Source organism: Cedecea sp. (assembly GCF_036500665.1).
Taxonomy (GTDB): Bacteria; Pseudomonadota; Gammaproteobacteria; order Enterobacterales; family Enterobacteriaceae; genus Cedecea.
The window spans coordinates 48,871-65,640 of record NZ_DASYBS010000057.1; the positions used below are offsets into that span (position 1 = coordinate 48,871).

13 protein-coding genes are annotated in these 16,770 nt (G+C 56.8%); 12 read left to right on the forward strand and 1 reads right to left on the reverse strand.

Going from position 1 to position 16,770, the window contains the following annotated elements:
- The first annotated feature begins 28 nt into the window (after positions 1–28).
- The 8 genes from iscU to sseB all read left to right on the forward strand — a co-directional run bounded on the left by iscU (position 29) and on the right by sseB (position 6,109).
- Entirely contained in the window at positions 29–415 is a 387-nt protein-coding gene (gene iscU, locus VGM55_RS09370) for a Fe-S cluster assembly scaffold IscU (RefSeq protein WP_038479961.1), read from the forward strand.
- 75 nt (positions 416–490) lie between these two features.
- A complete protein-coding gene (gene iscA / locus VGM55_RS09375; protein ID WP_038479966.1) occupies positions 491–814 on the forward strand; it encodes an iron-sulfur cluster assembly protein IscA in 324 nt (107 codons plus the stop codon).
- Between the two features lie 84 nt (positions 815–898).
- Positions 899–1,414, forward strand: coding sequence for a co-chaperone HscB (hscB, locus tag VGM55_RS09380; RefSeq protein ID WP_154187902.1), 516 nt, complete (start codon positions 899–901; stop codon positions 1,412–1,414).
- Positions 1,415–1,449: 35 nt separating this feature from the next.
- Complete coding sequence (hscA, locus tag VGM55_RS09385; RefSeq protein WP_331635310.1) at positions 1,450–3,300, forward strand: Fe-S protein assembly chaperone HscA; 1,851 nt, start codon at positions 1,450–1,452, stop codon at positions 3,298–3,300.
- 1 nt (position 3,301) lies between these two features.
- Entirely contained in the window at positions 3,302–3,637 is a 336-nt protein-coding gene (gene fdx, locus VGM55_RS09390) for an ISC system 2Fe-2S type ferredoxin (protein ID WP_008459424.1), read from the forward strand.
- A gap of 11 nt (positions 3,638–3,648) precedes the next feature.
- Positions 3,649–3,849, forward strand: a complete 201-nt coding sequence (gene iscX / locus VGM55_RS09395) for a Fe-S cluster assembly protein IscX (protein ID WP_038479976.1) — start codon at positions 3,649–3,651, stop codon at positions 3,847–3,849.
- 66 nt (positions 3,850–3,915) lie between these two features.
- Positions 3,916–5,202: an aminopeptidase PepB gene (pepB, locus tag VGM55_RS09400; protein ID WP_331635311.1), complete on the forward strand. Its 1,287-nt coding sequence runs from the start codon at positions 3,916–3,918 to the stop codon at positions 5,200–5,202.
- A gap of 130 nt (positions 5,203–5,332) precedes the next feature.
- Complete coding sequence (sseB, locus tag VGM55_RS09405; RefSeq protein ID WP_331635312.1) at positions 5,333–6,109, forward strand: enhanced serine sensitivity protein SseB; 777 nt, start codon at positions 5,333–5,335, stop codon at positions 6,107–6,109.
- A gap of 52 nt (positions 6,110–6,161) precedes the next feature.
- On the opposite strand, the gene sseA is transcribed toward sseB, so the two are convergent.
- Positions 6,162–7,007, reverse strand: coding sequence for a 3-mercaptopyruvate sulfurtransferase (gene sseA, locus VGM55_RS09410; RefSeq protein WP_154187899.1), 846 nt, complete (start codon positions 7,005–7,007; stop codon positions 6,162–6,164).
- 239 nt (positions 7,008–7,246) lie between these two features.
- Between sseA and VGM55_RS09415 the strand changes: the two genes are divergently transcribed.
- From VGM55_RS09415 to VGM55_RS09430, 4 genes are all read left to right on the forward strand, one after another.
- Positions 7,247–12,214, forward strand: coding sequence for an alpha-2-macroglobulin (locus VGM55_RS09415; protein WP_331635313.1), 4,968 nt, complete (start codon positions 7,247–7,249; stop codon positions 12,212–12,214).
- An 11-nt stretch (positions 12,215–12,225) separates the two neighbouring features.
- Positions 12,226–14,553 (forward strand): peptidoglycan glycosyltransferase PbpC, encoded by a 2,328-nt coding sequence (pbpC, locus tag VGM55_RS09420; RefSeq protein ID WP_331635314.1) that lies wholly within the window; start codon positions 12,226–12,228, stop codon positions 14,551–14,553.
- Positions 14,554–14,721: 168 nt separating this feature from the next.
- Positions 14,722–15,153 carry a nucleoside-diphosphate kinase gene (gene ndk / locus VGM55_RS09425; protein ID WP_039296136.1) on the forward strand — a complete coding sequence of 144 codons (432 nt, stop codon included), beginning with the start codon at positions 14,722–14,724 and terminating at the stop codon, positions 15,151–15,153.
- A 232-nt stretch (positions 15,154–15,385) separates the two neighbouring features.
- Complete coding sequence (locus VGM55_RS09430) at positions 15,386–16,549, forward strand: bifunctional tRNA (adenosine(37)-C2)-methyltransferase TrmG/ribosomal RNA large subunit methyltransferase RlmN (RefSeq protein ID WP_154187896.1); 1,164 nt, start codon at positions 15,386–15,388, stop codon at positions 16,547–16,549.
- The last annotated feature ends 221 nt before the right edge of the window (positions 16,550–16,770 follow it).

A 16,770-nucleotide genomic window follows, 5' to 3' on the forward strand; every position in this document is an offset into this window, starting at 1 on the left:
GTCGATTTCAGATTCTGGAGAAGTAAAAATGGCTTACAGCGAAAAAGTAATTGATCACTACGAAAACCCACGCAACGTCGGTTCTTTCGACAACAGCGACGATAGCGTTGGTTCCGGCATGGTGGGTGCACCGGCCTGTGGCGACGTGATGAAGTTGCAGATCAAAGTCAACAATGAAGGTATCATTGAAGACGCGCGTTTCAAAACCTACGGCTGCGGCTCGGCGATTGCTTCCAGCTCGCTGGTGACCGAGTGGGTGAAGGGCAAGTCTCTGGACGAAGCGCAGGCGATCAAAAACACCGACATCGCAGACGAACTCGAACTGCCGCCGGTGAAGATTCACTGCTCAATCCTTGCAGAAGACGCAATTAAAGCGGCTATCGCGGATTACAAAAGCAAACGTGAAACAAAATAACTCTCACTAATTCGAGCTTGCTGTCCGGCAGCGGCTCGAAGTATGACGAGTTAAATATCTGATTGAGGTTGTTGTATGTCGATTACCCTTAGCGACAGCGCTGCTGCCCGTGTAAATGCCTTCCTGACCAACCGTGGTAAAGGGTTTGGTTTGCGTCTGGGCGTGCGCACTTCAGGCTGCTCTGGGATGGCTTATGTTCTCGAATTTGTAGACGAACCGCTGGTGGATGACACCGTGTTCGAAGACAAAGGCGTGAAGGTGGTTGTCGATGGTAAAAGCCTGCAATTTTTAAACGGGACCGAGCTCGACTTCGTGAAAGAAGGCCTTAACGAAGGGTTTAAGTTTACTAACCCGAACGTGAAGGACGAGTGTGGCTGCGGCGAAAGCTTCCACGTCTGATCCTGCGCATCTCCCCACCGGCTTCGGCCCGTGGGGATTTTGCTTTACCACACAGCACTTACCTGATCTGAACCCGAGTCTGCTATGGATTATTTTACCCTGTTTGGGCTAACGCCAGGCTATACCCTGAACACCGAGCTTCTGGCGAGCCGTTACCAGGAACTGCAGCGCCAGTTCCATCCGGACAAATACGCCAACCGCCCTCAGGCGGAACGGCTTCTGGCCGTTAGCCAATCCGCAACCATCAACCAGGCCTGGCAAACGCTGCGTCACCCGCTTGCCCGCGCCGAATACATCCTGTCCCTGAACGGCTTCGATCTGGCTAATGAACAGCATACCGTGCGCGACACCGCGTTCCTGATGGAACAGCTGGATCTGCGCGAAGAGCTGGATGATATCGAACGGGTAAAAGATAGTGATAGGCTTGAAAGCTTTGCCTCTCGCGTAAAAACGATGGTGAAAAACCGCAGCGCGCAGATGGTACAGCAGCTGGATGACCAGCAGTGGGAACAGGCGGCGGACACCGTTCGCAAGCTGCGTTTCCTCGACAAATTACAGAGCCAAATTGAACAACTAGAAGAAAAGCTGCTCGACTTTTAACGCCTGAACTCAGGCCCGATTTTTGGAAGCGATACATGGCCTTATTACAAATTAGTGAGCCAGGCATGATGGCCGCGCCGCACCAGCGCAGGCTGGCCGCAGGCATCGACCTTGGCACCACCAACTCGCTGGTGGCTACCGTTCGTAGCGGCCAGGCGGAAACGCTTGCTGACCACGAAGGCCGCCACCTGCTGCCTTCCGTCGTTCACTACCAGCAGCAGGGGCATCTGGTCGGTTTTGACGCGCGCGCGCTTGCCGCTCAGGATCCTGCTAACACTATCAGCTCGGTAAAACGCATGATGGGCCGCTCGCTGGCGGACATCCAGACGCGTTATCCTCATCTTCCTTATCGCCTGCAGGCCAGTGAAAACGGCCTGCCGATGATTGAAACGCTCGCCGGTCTGCTTAACCCGATTCGCATCTCTGCCGATATCCTGAAATCACTCTCTGCCCGCGCCACTGAAACGCTGGAAGGGGAACTGGATGGCGTGGTTATCACGGTCCCGGCATATTTTGATGACGCACAGCGTCAGGGCACCAAAGACGCCGCACGCCTCGCTGGCCTGCACGTTCTGCGCCTGTTGAACGAACCTACCGCCGCGGCTATCGCTTATGGTCTGGACTCAGGCAAAGAAGGCGTGATTGCCGTCTACGATCTGGGTGGTGGTACTTTTGATATCTCTATCCTGCGCCTTAGCCGCGGTGTGTTTGAAGTGCTGGCTACCGGCGGTGATTCCGCCCTCGGCGGCGATGACTTCGACCACCTTCTGGCCGACTGGCTGCGCGAACAGGCCGGTATTGCCGATCGCAGCGACGACCGCGTACAGCGCCAACTTCTGGACACCGCTATTGCAGCAAAAATCGCGCTCAGCGATGCGGCAACTGCTAGCGTGGAAGTGGCTGGCTGGCAGGGCGAAGTCACTCGCGAACAGTTTAACAACCTTATCTCTTCGCTGGTAAAACGTACCTTGCTGTCCTGCCGTCGCGCGTTAAAAGACGCGGGCGTAGAAGCAGAAGACGTGCTGGAAGTGGTGATGGTCGGCGGCTCGACTCGTGTACCTCTGGTGCGTGAGCGCGTAGGCGAATTCTTTGGCCGCACCCCGTTAACGTCTATCGACCCGGATAAAGTCGTTGCCATCGGTGCGGCAATTCAGGCCGACATTCTGGTGGGCAACAAGCCGGACAGCGAAATGCTGCTGCTGGACGTGATCCCGCTGTCGCTTGGCCTGGAAACGATGGGTGGCCTGGTTGAGAAGGTTATTCCGCGTAACACCACCATCCCGGTGGCGCGCGCGCAGGAGTTCACCACCTTCAAAGACGGGCAGACCGCGATGGCTATCCACGTGCTGCAGGGCGAGCGCGAACTTGTTCAGGATTGCCGTTCACTGGCTCGCTTTACGCTGCGCGGCATTCCTGCAATGTCCGCTGGCGGGGCCCATATTCGCGTCACCTTCCAGGTAGACGCCGATGGCCTGCTGAGCGTGACGGCAATGGAAAAATCTACCGGCGTTGAATCCTCAATCCAGGTGAAACCTTCTTATGGCCTGAGCGATGGCGAAATTGCCAGCATGATTCAGGACTCCATGAGTTACGCCGAGCATGACGTGCAGGCGCGCATGCTGGCCGAGCAAAAAGTCGAAGCTGCCCGCGTGCTGGAGAGTTTGACCAGCGCGTTGACGGCGGATGCCGCGCTGCTAAGCGCCGCAGAGCGTGCCGACATTGATGCCGCGATGGCCGCGTTAAGCGCTGCCGCCGCGAGTGACGATGCCGACGCTATTCAAAATGAAATCAAAAACGTAGACAAGCAAACCCAGGAATTCGCCGCACGTCGTATGGATCAGTCGATCCGTAAAGCGTTGACCGGCCATTCCGTGGACGAGGTTTAATATGCCAAAGATTGTTTTTCTGCCTCATCAGGACCTGTGTCCGGATGGCGCAGTTCTGGAAGCGAAGCAAGGTGAAACCATTCTCGACGTTGCGCTGCGCAACGGTATTGAGATTGAACACGCCTGTGAGAAGTCCTGTGCCTGCACCACCTGTCACTGCGTTGTGCGTGAAGGTTTTGATTCCCTCGCGGAAAGCACCGAAGACGAAGACGACATGCTGGATAAAGCATGGGGTCTGGAGCCGGAAAGCCGCCTGAGCTGTCAGGCTCGCGTCAGCGACGAAGACCTGGTGGTTGAGATGCCGCGTTACACCATTAACCACGCACGCGAACACTAACGGGAGTCGCCATGGGACTGAAGTGGACCGACAGCCGCGAAATCGGCGAAGCGCTGTACGACAGCCGTCCGGATCTCGATCCTAAGACGGTGCGTTTCACCGATATGCACCAGTGGATCTGCGAGCTGGAAGAGTTTGATGACGATCCGAGCGCTTCTAACGAGAAAGTACTGGAAGCGATTTTGCTTGTCTGGTTAGATGAAGCTGAATGATACACGGGCTGCCTTGGGCGGCCCGTTTTTGCATTTTGCCTGTGCTGAACAATGAAGGATTGGAAAATGACTGAAGCGATGAAAATCACCCTTTCCACGCAGCCAGCGGACGCACGCTGGGGCGAAAAGGCGACGTATAGCATTAACAATGACGGCATTACCCTACACCTGACCGGCAAAGACGATCTCGGTCTTATCCAGCGCGCAGCGCGCAAAATTGATGGCCAGGGGCTGAAGCACGTTCAGCTGGCTGGCGAAGGCTGGGACGTAGAGAAGAGCTGGGCCTTCTGGCAGGGCTATCGCGCACCAAAAGGCACCCGCAAAATTGACTGGGCCGTGCTGAGCGAAACCGAGCAGAAAGAGCTGGATAGCCGCCTGAAAGTGATTGACTGGGTTCGCCACACCATCAACACCCCGGCAGAAGAGCTGGGCCCGGAGCAGTTGGCTTCCCGCGCCGTTGATCTATTGTGCGACGTTGCCTGTGACCACGTTTCTTACCGTATCACCAAGGGCGAAGATCTGCGTGAGCAGAACTACGCCGGGATCCACACCGTTGGCCGTGGTTCTGACCGCGCGCCCGTGCTGCTGGCGCTGGACTTCAACCCAACTGGTAACCCGGACGCACCGGTTTACGCAAGCCTGGTCGGGAAGGGCATTACCTTTGACTCCGGCGGCTACAGCATCAAACAGACTGCGTTTATGGATTCTATGAAATCCGACATGGGCGGTGCAGCAACCATTACCGGCGCACTGGCTCTTGCTATCACCCGCGGCCTGAACAAGCGCGTGAAGCTGTTCCTGTGCTGTGCGGATAATATGATCAGCGGCAACGCCATGAAGCTCGGTGACATCATCACCTACCGTAACGGCAAAACCGTTGAAGTGATGAACACCGATGCCGAAGGCCGCCTGGTGCTCGCCGATGGCCTGATTGATGCTGCAGCTCAGAAACCAGAACTGATCATCGACTGCGCGACCCTGACCGGGGCGGCGAAAACGGCCTTGGGCAACGATTACCACGCGGTATTCAGCTTTGACGAAAAACTGGCTGCCCGTCTGCTGACAAGCGCCGCCGAAGAAAACGAGCCGTTCTGGCGTCTGCCGCTGGCGGAATTCCACCGCAGCCAGCTGCCGTCTAACTTCGCCGAGCTGAACAATACCGCGAACGCCTCTTATCCGGCGGGTGCAAGCACTGCGGCAGGTTTCCTGTCTCACTTTGTGGAAAACTACCACCAGGGCTGGGTACACGTTGACTGCTCTGCAACTTACCGTAAAGGCGCGGTTGAGCAGTGGTCTGCCGGTGCCACCGGTCTGGGCGTACGTGCGATCGCCAATCTGTTGTTAGCGAAGTAATATTGCCCCTCACCCCGGCCCTCTCCCCATAGGGGAGAGGGGGAAAGACAGTCCTGAGCAGTCCCCTCTCCCTCCCAGGGAGAGGGGTAGGGTGAGGGTAAAACCTCTTAAGCTTTATCCCGGAATCACAATGTCAGAAACAAAAAACGAACTAGAAACCCTGCTTGAGCAGGCGGCAACCGAACCGGCCCACCGCCCGGCATTTTTCCGCACCCTGCTGGAATCCACCGTTTGGGTGCCGGGCAACGCAGCGGAAGGTGAAGCTATCGACGCTGACAGCGCGGTTGAACTGCAGCACTGGGAAAAAGAAGACGGTACTTCGGTGATCCCTTTCTTCACATCCCTGGAAGCCCTGCAGGAAGCCGTGAGCCATGAGCAAGCGTTTGTGGTGATGCCCGTGCGCACTTTATTTGAAATGACGCTGGGTGAAGCTTTGTTCCTTAACGCCAAACTGCCGACCGGCAAAGAATTTACGCCAAACGAAATCAACCATTTGGTCAGCGCAGAGAGTGACCCTCTGAGCCAGCAGGAAGTGCTGGAGGGCGGTACCTCGCTGCTGCTTTCAGAAGTTGCCGAGCCGCCGGCACAGATGGTCGACTCGCTGACGACGCTGTTTAAAAACCTGAAAACGGTCAAACGGGCGTTTATCTGCTCTATCAAGGAACAGGCTGACGAAGAGCCAAATCTGCTGATCGGTATTGAAGCTGACGGTGACATAGAGGCGATTATTCGCCAGGCCGGGAGCGTGGCCACCGATACATTACCGGGCGATGAGCCGGTTGATATCTGCCAGGTTGTTGAGGGCGAGAAGGGCATCAGCCACTTTATGATTGCCCATATAACCCCGTTCTACGAACGCCGCTGGGGTAGCTTCCTGCGCGACTTTAAGCAAAACCGTATTATCTGACGGCTGTTTGTCATCAATTTGAAGGGAGGCGCTTATGCCTCCCTTTTTGTTTTTATTGCGCAGGTTCAACCGGCAGGTCAGGGCGGGCGCCCCATTCACTCCAGGAACCATCGTAAAGCGACACGCCGTTCACGCCCAGTGTGGTCAGCGCCAGAACCACAACAGCGGCGGTAACGCCGGAACCACAGCTGGCAATGATTGGCCGCTCGAAGCTTACGCCCTGGCGCTCGAAGATTTCGCTCAGTTTGTCCGTGGTCTTCAACTGGCCGTTTTCCACAAGGTCCACCCACGGCACGTTAAGCGCCCCAGGAATATGGCCGCGTTTCAGGCCCGGGCGCGGCTCATCGGCTAGCGCGTTGAAACGTGGCGCAGGGCGGGCATCAACAATCTGAGCGGTGCCTTCGTGGCTGACCAGCAGCACGTCGGTAAGGCGTTTGATCACCAGCGGATCGAAGTTAACCTCGAACTCACCTTCCGGCAGCTCCACGTCCCCTTGTTCCAGAGGCAACGCTTCACGTTGCCATTCCGCCAGCCCACCGGCCAGAATCGACACTCTTTCGACGCCGAAGGTGCGCAGCATCCACCAGGCACGTGGTGCTGAGAACAGATTACCTTCATCGTAAACCACCAGGTGCTTATCGCTGCTGATGCCAAGCTCGCGCATGGCAACGGCAAAGGCTTCTGCACGTGGCATCATATGGGGAAGAGGGCTGGTGTGGTCGGAGAGCGCTTCGATGTCAAAATAGACCGCACCTGGCAGATGCCCTGCACGGTACTCGCCCGGCAGATCGCGATGCTCCTGTCCTGGCGGTGCCATACGGGCATCTAAAATCTGGATATCGTCATCGTCAATATGTTCTGCGAGCCAGTCGCCCGCGACGAAGAAAGAGGTGGACATAGTGAGCCTCCGGTTCATCAAAGAAAAATGGATTGTCGGTGTTTTTCTATAACCCGGCAAGCGGCCTTGCCTGACACCGCGAGGTACTTCGTAAAACTTATTGAATGCAGTCGCTAATTTACCGTTGCCTGCGAGACATCGCGCAAGGCAGAGGATTCTGACTTTCGCTTTTCTGGCTAATCCGCATAATACTTGCTCTACGTAATGTTTAGCGGCCCTTATTGGCCAGGGATGAAAGAATGAATGCACTACGTTTGACGAGCCTCGCCGCGCTGGTTTGCGGCCTGCTGGCGCTTTCCGGCTGTGACGATAAAAACAATCAGCAAACCGTTCAGCCCACCGCCTCTGCTGCGGCGGAACAAAGCAGCAAAGCTGAAACTAAACCGGATGCCGCCCAGCTAGAAAAACTGGCGCAGCAGTCCGCAGGGAAGCCGCTGAAACTGCTTGATGCCTCCGAAGTTCAGCTGGACGGTGCCAGCACGTTAGTGCTGACGTTTTCCATTCCGCTCGATCCCAATCAGGACTTCAATAAAGTCGCCCATCTGGTGGATAAAACCAGCGGCAAAGTGGACGGTGCATGGGAGCTTTCCAGCGACCTGAAAGAGCTTCGCCTGAGGCACCTGGAACCAAAACGCACGCTGATCGTGACCGTAGACAGCGGCCTGCTTGCGCTCAATAAAGCGACGCTGGATGCCAGTTTCGAAAAACAGATCGCCACGCGTGACGTGCAGCCGAGCGTCGGCTTTGCCAGCAAAGGCTCGTTACTGCCCACCAAAGTGATTGCGGGTTTGCCTGTTATGGCGCTTAACGTCGATAAAGTTGACGTCAATTTCTACCGCATTAAGGACAGCTCGCTAAGCGCGTTTGTCAGCCAATGGCAGTATCGTAACTCGGTCTCTAACTGGGAGTCCGACAATCTTCTGAAGCTGGCCGATCTGGTTTACACCGGCCGTTTTGACCTTAATCCTGCCCGCAACACCCGCGAGAAGCTGATGTTGCCGCTGGGCGATATCAAGCCCCTGCAGCAGCCCGGCGTTTATCTGGCGATCATGAATCAGGCGGGTCATTACGCCTACAGCAATGCCGCAACGCTCTTCACGCTGAGCGATGTGGGTATTTCGGTGCACAAATATCACGACAGGCTGGACGTCTTTACCCAGAGCCTGGAAAACGGTGCCGCGCAGTCGGGCGTTGAAATTGTGCTGCTGAACGAAAAAGGGCAGACGGTTGGGCAAGGTAAAAGCGACGGTGACGGCCATGCCACGCTTGAAAAGCTGAATAAAGGCACGTTACTGCTGGCGCGCAATGGCGAGCAAACCACGCTGCTGGATCTCAGCCGCCCGGCGCTGGACCTGGCCGAGTTTGATATCGCCGGTGAACAGGGCTACAGCAAACAGTTCTTTATGTTTGGCCCAAGAGATCTCTATCGCCCGGGAGAGTCGGTCATCGTTAATGCCCTGCTGAGGGACGGAGACGGTAAACCGCTGCCGCCGCAGCCGGTGAAGCTTGAGGTAGTGAAACCGGACGGTCAGGTTGCCCGCACCGAAGTCTGGCAGTCGGCCAACGGGCTTTATCAATTTACTTATCCTCTGAGCGACAGCGCGGCAACCGGGAACTGGCAAATGCGGGTCAACACCGGGGATAACCAGCCTCGCAGCTGGACGTTTAAAGTTGAAGACTTTATGCCGGAGCGTATGGCGCTGAATCTCACGGCGCAGAGTGCGCCGATATCCCCTGAAGATACCGTCAACTTTGACGTTGCCGGGCGCTATCTCTATGGGGCTCCAGCCGCGGGTAACAGCCTTCAGGGGCAGCTCTTCCTGCGTCCTTTACGTGAGGCCGTTGCCGGGCTTCCGGGGTTCCAGTTTGGCGATATTAATGAGCAAAACCTTGCCCGTAGCCTGGATGCCGTTGAGCTAACGCTCGATGAAAAGGGGCATACGACCGTCAGCGCGGAAAGCCAGTGGGGAGACGTGCATTCTCCGCTGCGCCTGATTTTGCAGGCCAGCCTGCTGGAGTCCGGCGGTCGCCCGGTGACACGCCGCGTAGAGCAGGCCATCTGGCCCGCTCAGGCATTGCCGGGGATCCGCCCTCAGTTTGCCAGTAAAGAGGTCTATGACTACCGGACCGACACTACCCGCACGCAGCCGATCGTTGATGAAGACAGCAGCGCAGGCTTTGACATTGTCTATGCAGATGCACAGGGAGAGAAGCTAGCGGTAAGTGACCTGGACGTGCGCCTGATTCGCGAGCGTAGGGATTACTACTGGAGCTGGGAAGAAAGCGAAGGCTGGCAGTCTCAGTATGACCAAAAAGATCTGGTGGAAGCGGAGCAGAAGCTAACCCTTACCGCAGGGGAAACGGGCAAGGTGGCCTTCCCCGTAGAGTGGGGCTCCTACCGCCTGGAAGTCCGTGACCCACAAAGTAATCTCGTCAGCAGCCTGCGTTTTTGGGCAGGCTATAGCTGGCAGGATAACAGCGACGGAACCGGGGCGGTACGCCCGGACCGGGTGACGCTAAAAATAGACAAGCCTTCCTATAAAGCGGGCGATACCATCAATCTACATATCGCCGCACCTGCAGCGGGTAAAGGGTATGCGCTGGTGGAGTCCAGCGATGGGCCGCTGTGGTGGAAAGAAATAGACGTTCCGGCAAGCGGCATGGATCTCGCTATCCCGGTGGATAAAAGCTGGCAGCGTCACGATCTTTACCTGAGTACCGTGGTTATTCGCCCCGGAGACAAGGCTCGTTCCGCCACGCCTAAGCGCGCTGTCGGGATCCTTCACCTGCCGCTAGGAGACGAGAGTCGCCGCCTCGATCTTACGTTGCAAAATCCAGCCAAAATGCGCCCCAACCAGAACCTGACGGTTAAGGTGAAGGCCAGCGTGAAAAATGGCGAAGTGCCGAAGCAGATCAACGTGCTGCTGTCCGCCGTGGACAGCGGCGTGCTTAACATCACCGATTACAAAACGCCGGATCCGTGGGATGCCTTCTTTGGGCGCAAGCGCTATGGCGCTGACATCTACGACATTTACGGCCAGGTGATTGAGGGAGAAGGGCGGCTGGCTGCGCTGCGCTTCGGCGGTGACGGAGATGAAGGTGATGAGCTAAGCCGCGGCGGTAAAAAGCCGGTAAACCACGTGACTATCATCGCGCAACAGGCTCAGCCCGTAGCGTTAGATGAAAACGGTGAAGGAACGGTGACGCTGCCAATTGGTGATTTCAACGGTGAACTGCGGGTTATGGCGCAGGCCTGGACCGACGATCGCTTCGGTAATAGCGAAGAAAAAGTGACTGTGGCCGCGCCGCTGGTCAGCGAGCTGGCTGCGCCGAGATTTATGGCCGGGGGAGATACCAGCCGCCTGGCGCTGGATCTCACCAACCTGACGGACAGGCCTCAGCAGCTTAGCGTGGCGCTCAGCGCTCAGGGGCTGTTAGCGCTAAACGGAGCGTCGACGATGGACGTGAAGTTGGCTCCCGGTGCTCGCGGCACGCTGTTTATCCCCGTGCGTGCGCTGGAAGGTTTTGGTGACGGCGAAATCAAAGCCGTGATTAACGGACTTGCTCTGCCGGGCGAGACGCTGGCGACCCCGGATAAACAATGGAAAATCGGCGTTCGTCCTGCGTTTCCTGCGCAGACGGTGAACAGTGGCGCGGTGGTTAAACCGGGCGAAGTCTGGACGCTTCCACCTGCGCATCTGTCAGGGATTGCTGCTTCGACGCTGGAAGGTCAGCTGCTGCTGAGCGGGCGCCCGCCTCTGAACCTTGCGCGCTACATTCGCGAGCTAAAAGCCTACCCGTACGGCTGCCTGGAGCAGACGACCAGCGGCCTGTTCCCGTCGCTGTACACCAACGAAGCTGAACTGAATGCGTTGGGTATCAAAGGAATAACCGATTCTCAGCGTCGCGCTGCCATTGATGTGGGCATTGCCCGCCTGCAGGAAATGCAAAGCGACAATGGCGGCTTCGGGCTGTGGGATAAATCAGGGCCGGAAGAATACTGGCTGACGGCCTATGTCACAGACTTCCTGGTTCGGGCCAGCGAGCAGGGCTACGGCGTTAACGGCGATGCGCTCGGCAAGGCTAATCAGCGCCTGCTGCGCTATTTGCAGGATCCGGGCATGATAGCCCTGCGCTACAGCGACGATGCTCCGGCCAGCCGCTTTGCGGTTCAGGCCTATGCCGGGCTGGTACTTGCTCGTCAACAAAAAGCGCCGCTTGGGGCACTGCGAGAACTTTGGCAGCGTCATGAACAGGCTCGCGCCGGGCTACCGCTGGTGCAGTTGGGGATTGCCCTGAAGCTTATGGGCGATGAGCCACGCAGCCAGCAGGCGATTGCTTTGGGGCTGAAAACTCAGCGCAGAGATAAACAGATCTGGATGGCGGATTACGGCAGCGAGCTGCGGGATAAAGCGATGATGCTTAGCCTGCTGGAAGAGAACACGCTGCTGCCGGACAGTCAGAATCAGCTGCTGCTTGGGCTGTCGGACATGGCCTGGAGCCAGCGTTGGTTATCCACTCAGGAAACAAACGCGTTGTTCATTGCCGGCCACGGCCTGCAAAACGTGAAAGGCGACTGGCAGGCACAGACATCGTTGGGTGCAGAGCCGCTGGCGTCCAGCCAGGCGGTCACCCGTAATCTAACCGCGCAGCAGCTTTCTGGCCTGCAGGTGACCAACACCGGGATGGCTGGTCTCTATTTACGCCTCGACAGCGCGGGTTACACGCAGCAGGCACCGGCAGTCTATAGCAACGTGCTACATATTGAACGTCACTTCCTTGATGCGAAGGGCAACTCCAGATCGCTTTCTTCGCTGAAAAGCGGTGAGTTAGTGATGGTGTGGCTGGATGTCTGGGCCGATAAAAACGTCCCGGATGCATTAGTGGTTGATTTACTGCCTGCCGGGCTGGAGCTGGAAAACCAGAATCTTGCCAGCAGTAGCGCCAGCCTGAGCGACAGCGCGAGCGAAGTGCAGACGTTACTGAACCAAATGCAGCAGCAGGACATCCAGCATATGGAATTCAGAGATGACCGCTTTGTGGCCGCGCTGCCGCTGAATGAGGGTCAGCATGCAACCCTTATCTATCTGGCTCGAGCGGTCACGCCGGGAAGCTATACCGTACCGGTGCCACAGGTTGAATCGATGTACGTTCCGCAGTGGCGGGCAACCGGTAACAGTACCGGCACGTTGACCGTTGTGCCGTAAGCTGAACGTCGATGCTTAACGGATCAAGGCTACGCTGGCGGCGGCGCTATCTCTGGTTGATAGTGCCGCTGCTGGTTGCCTCTCTCATCTGGCTGGCGGATAAGCTCTGGCCTTTGCCGCTCTATGAGGTCAACCCGGCTCGCGTAGTGGTCGCTGAAGACGGTACGCCTCTCTGGCGTTTTGCGGATGCGGAAGGGATCTGGCGTTACCCGGTGGCGCTGAATCAGGTTTCTCCTCGTTACCTTGAGGCGCTTATCGGCTATGAGGATCGCTGGTTTTGGGATCATCCCGGCGTAAATCCTTTCTCGATTTTGAGAGCGGCCTGGCAGGATCTGCGTCATGGCGAAGTGATCTCCGGGGGCAGCACGTTGACGATGCAGGTTGCGCGCCTGCTGGATCCGCACCCCCGTACTCTCGGCGGTAAAGTGCGCCAGGTCTGGCGTGCCTTCCAGCTCGAATGGCATCTTTCTAAAACGGAGATCCTGACGCTGTACCTCAACCGCGCCCCCTTTGGCGGTACGTTACAGGGAATCGGTGCGGCAAGCTGGGCCTATCTTGGGAAAGCCCCTGAACAGCTAAGTTATTCAGAAGCTGCGCTGCTTGCAGTGCTGCCTCAGGCACCAAGCCGCCTTCGTCCCGATCGCTGGCCTGAACGCGCCCAGCAGGCGCGGGATAAGGTACTCCGACGTATGGCTGAGCAGAGCGTGTGGTCGCAGAGGCAGGTACAAGAGTCTCTACAGGAGCCCGTCTGGCTGGCCCCAAGGCAGATGCCACAGCTGGCTCCGCTGCTGTCTCGCCATCTGGCATCGCGCACCAAAGATACGCTGATCTCTACCACGTTGAGCGCTCCTCTGCAGCGGCAAATGGAAGAACTTGGGCTGGGGTGGAAATCACGTTTACCGCCCCGTTCTTCTCTTGCGATGCTGGTGGTTGACCACACCACGATGCAGGTTCGCGCCTGGGTCGGCTCAGCCGATATCAACGATGACGGCCGATTTGGGCATGTTGATATGGTCACCGCAATCCGTTCACCCGGCTCGGTGCTAAAGCCTTTTGTTTACGGCATGGCGCTGGACGAAGGGCTGATCCACCCGGCTTCTTTGCTGCAAGATGTGCCGCGTCGGTTCGGCGACTATCGCCCGGGAAACTTTGATACGGGTTTTCACGGGCCGGTCAGCATGAGCGATGCGCTGGTGCGTTCGCTGAACCTGCCCGCTGTTCAGGTGCTCGAGGCCTACGGACCGAAGCGTTTTGCCGGGCAGATGGGCAACGTGGGGCTTAACCTTCGCTTCCCTCAGGGCAGTGAGCCGAATCTGTCGCTTATTCTTGGCGGCGGCGGTGCAAGGCTGGACCAGATAGTTGCGGCCTACAGCGCGTTTGCCCGTCATGGCAAAGCCGCACAGCTGCGAGTATTGGCGAATGATGCGCTACGGGAGCGCCCGTTGATGTCGCCGGGGGCGGCGTGGATTATTCGCCGTATTCTTGCCGGTGAAGCCCAGCCTCAGCCGGATCCCTCTTTACCGCCAGTTGTCCCTCTGGCATGGAAAACGGGGACCAGCTACGGCTATCGTGACGCCTGGGCCATCGGCATCAACTCGCGCTACCTGATTGGCATCTGGACAGGCAGGCCGGACAGCACGCCGGTTGCCGGGCAGTTTGGGCTTGGCAGCGCGGTACCGCTGCTTAATCAGGTAAACAATCTGCTGCAGGCTAATTCACGCGTGCAGCAGCTTCATTTGCCGACAGATCCTCGCCCGGCCTCGGTCAGTGCCGCAGAGATCTGCTGGCCCGGCGGGCGGGCATTGCCCGTGGGCGACGGGAACTGCCGGCGGCGTCTTACAACCTGGCTTCTGGATGATGCCCAGCCGCCCACGTTGCTGGCTCCGGGGCAGGAGGGGGTGCAAGGAACGCGTCAGATTATTTGGGTTGATGAGCAGGGTAAGCGAGTGGCACCCGATTGCCCGGATGCGCGTCAGCAGACTGTCGCACTCTGGCCGCTGCCCCTTGAACCCTGGTTGCCATCGGCTGAACGCCGGGCGGAGCGTCTTCCCGCGCCTTCTGCAACCTGCCCACCTTTACAGAAAGAGAGCACAACGCCTCTATTGCTGCTGGGAGTACGCAACGGTACGATTTTGAAACGCTTACCGGGGCAAATGCAGCTCCCGCTGCGGCTTTCCAGCCAGGGCGGGCAGGGGCAACGTTGGTGGTTTGTGAACGGTGAGAACGAAGAGGCCGGTGGTGCGGGATTGGTGTTAACGCTTAATAAGCCGGGGGAATATCAGGTATTGGTCATGGATGAATCCGGGCAGGTCGCCAGCGTGAACTTCACCCTGAAGTGACGGCAAAACGTGAAATTTTATGCATTGCACCGGTTGTGTTGCCAAAACTAATCTTATTTTAAAAAAATGTTATCTACATCCATAGGCAATGACTAACTTGCTCTTTATAATCTGCGCCAATTTCATAACCGGGTTTCCCGGACACACAGAACATCTACAGAGGTAATCATGGCTATTGAACGTACTTTTTCCATCATCAAACCAAACGCGGTGGCAAAAAACGTTATTGGTAACATTTATGCTCGTTTTGAATCTGCAGGGTTTAAAATCGTTGGCGCAAAAATGCTGCACCTGACCGTTGAGCAGGCTCGTGGTTTCTATGCTGAGCACGACGGTAAGCCTTTCTTCGACGGTCTGGTTGAGTTCATGACCTCCGGCCCAATCGTGGTTTCCGTACTGGAAAGCGAAAACGCGGTACAGCGTCACCGTGACCTGCTGGGTGCAACTAACCCGGCTAACGCTCTGGCTGGCACTCTGCGCGCAGACTACGCTGACAGTTTCACCGAGAACGGTACCCACGGTTCTGACTCCGTTGAATCCGCGGCTCGCGAAATCGCCTACTTCTTCGGCGAAGGGGAAGTGTGCCCACGCACGCGCTAAAATATCCGTCATCCTTTGAGCCGCAGGAGTGTTAGCTGCAACTCAAATGATTCTGGATATTTCCGACATTAAAGCTGACGTGACATTTTTTAATCGTTGTCCGCTTTCAGTCGTGGCATCTCTGCCCTAGAATTTGTACAATGCGACGCCCCGGACGAGCCAGCTCACCGGGGCGTTTCTCTTTCTAACCCTCCAGGGGCCATAACGTGTAACAACGAGGCCGGAAAACATTATGTCTGATATGAACACGCCTGAAACGTCACCTGTTGTTGTTTCCAATAAAGCCGAAAAAATTAACCTGCTGGATCTCAACCGTCAGCAGCTGCGCGAGTTTTTTGCCGAGCTCGGCGAGAAGCCGTTCCGCGCCGACCAGGTCATGAAGTGGATGTATCACTACTGCAGTGATGACTTCGACGAAATGACGGATATCAACAAGGTTCTGCGCAATAAGCTGAAAGAAATTGCTGAGATCCGCGCCCCGGAGGTTGCTGAAGAGCAACGCTCTGCCGACGGCACCATCAAATGGGCCATCAAGATAGCCGACCAGCTGGTAGAGACTGTCTATATCCCGGAAGAAGACCGCGCCACGCTGTGCGTCTCCTCGCAGGTGGGCTGTGCGCTGGAATGTAAATTCTGTTCTACCGCGCAGCAGGGCTTTAACCGTAACCTGCGTGTATCTGAAATTATTGGCCAGGTCTGGCGTGCGGCGAAGATTATCGGTGCGCAGAAGAAAACCGGCGTACGTCCTATCACCAACGTGGTGATGATGGGTATGGGCGAACCGCTGCTGAACCTGAACAACGTCGTGCCAGCGATGGAAATCATGCTGGATGACTTCGGTTTTGGCCTGTCAAAACGTCGCGTAACGCTTTCTACTTCTGGCGTTGTGCCGGCACTGGATAAACTTGGCGATATGATTGACGTCGCGCTGGCAATCTCTCTGCACGCGCCGACCGATGATATCCGCGATGAAATCATGCCTATCAACAAGAAGTACAACATCGAAACCTTCCTTGCGGCGGTTCGTCGTTACCTGGAGAAATCCAACGCCAACCAGGGTCGCGTTACGGTGGAATATGTACTGCTTGATCACGTTAATGACGGCACCGAGCATGCGCATCAGCTGGCAGAATGCCTGAAAGATACGCCGTGCAAAATCAACCTGATCCCGTGGAACCCGTTCCCGGGCGCGCCTTATGGCCGTAGTTCCAACAGCCGCATTGACCGCTTCTCCAAGGTGCTGATGAGCTATGGTTTTACTACCATTGTGCGTAAGACTCGCGGCGACGATATCGACGCGGCATGTGGTCAGCTGGCGGGTGAGGTTATCGACCGTACTAAGCGTACTATGCGTAAGCGTATGCAGGGTGAAGCTATTGCCGTGAAGGCAGTCTGATAGCAGACAGTCGGTTACCGTGCGGGGGGATGACTGCTCTGCACGGTATAAAAAACGGCCAAAAATGCATGAACAGTCAATAACGTGTCCTAATACACTATTCTGCAAATAATTACGGTGCGTTTCCGGCTGCTTTGAGGCAGTATGTAGCGGCACAACAACAGTTTAGTTGTTTCAATTTCGTAAAGTTAACAGACAGCCCGCCGAAGGGTGTCTATGGT

Bases quoted from the DNA above. Each gene is read 5' to 3' on its own strand.
- iscX (WP_038479976.1), top strand. From the start codon at position 3,649: ATGGGACTGAAGTGGACCGACAGCCGCGAAATCGGCGAAGCGCTGTAC.
- VGM55_RS09415 (WP_331635313.1), top strand. From the start codon at position 7,247: ATGAATGCACTACGTTTGACGAGCCTCGCCGCGCTGGTTTGCGGCCTG.
- iscA (WP_038479966.1), top strand. From the start codon at position 491: ATGTCGATTACCCTTAGCGACAGCGCTGCTGCCCGTGTAAATGCCTTC.
- pepB (WP_331635311.1), top strand. From the start codon at position 3,916: ATGACTGAAGCGATGAAAATCACCCTTTCCACGCAGCCAGCGGACGCA.
- iscU (WP_038479961.1), top strand. From the start codon at position 29: ATGGCTTACAGCGAAAAAGTAATTGATCACTACGAAAACCCACGCAAC.
- hscB (WP_154187902.1), top strand. From the start codon at position 899: ATGGATTATTTTACCCTGTTTGGGCTAACGCCAGGCTATACCCTGAAC.
- hscA (WP_331635310.1), top strand. From the start codon at position 1,450: ATGGCCTTATTACAAATTAGTGAGCCAGGCATGATGGCCGCGCCGCAC.
- VGM55_RS09430 (WP_154187896.1), top strand. From the start codon at position 15,386: ATGTCTGATATGAACACGCCTGAAACGTCACCTGTTGTTGTTTCCAAT.
- sseB (WP_331635312.1), top strand. From the start codon at position 5,333: ATGTCAGAAACAAAAAACGAACTAGAAACCCTGCTTGAGCAGGCGGCA.
- sseA (WP_154187899.1), bottom strand. From the start codon at position 7,007: ATGTCCACCTCTTTCTTCGTCGCGGGCGACTGGCTCGCAGAACATATT.
- fdx (WP_008459424.1), top strand. From the start codon at position 3,302: ATGCCAAAGATTGTTTTTCTGCCTCATCAGGACCTGTGTCCGGATGGC.
- pbpC (WP_331635314.1), top strand. From the start codon at position 12,226: ATGCTTAACGGATCAAGGCTACGCTGGCGGCGGCGCTATCTCTGGTTG.
- ndk (WP_039296136.1), top strand. From the start codon at position 14,722: ATGGCTATTGAACGTACTTTTTCCATCATCAAACCAAACGCGGTGGCA.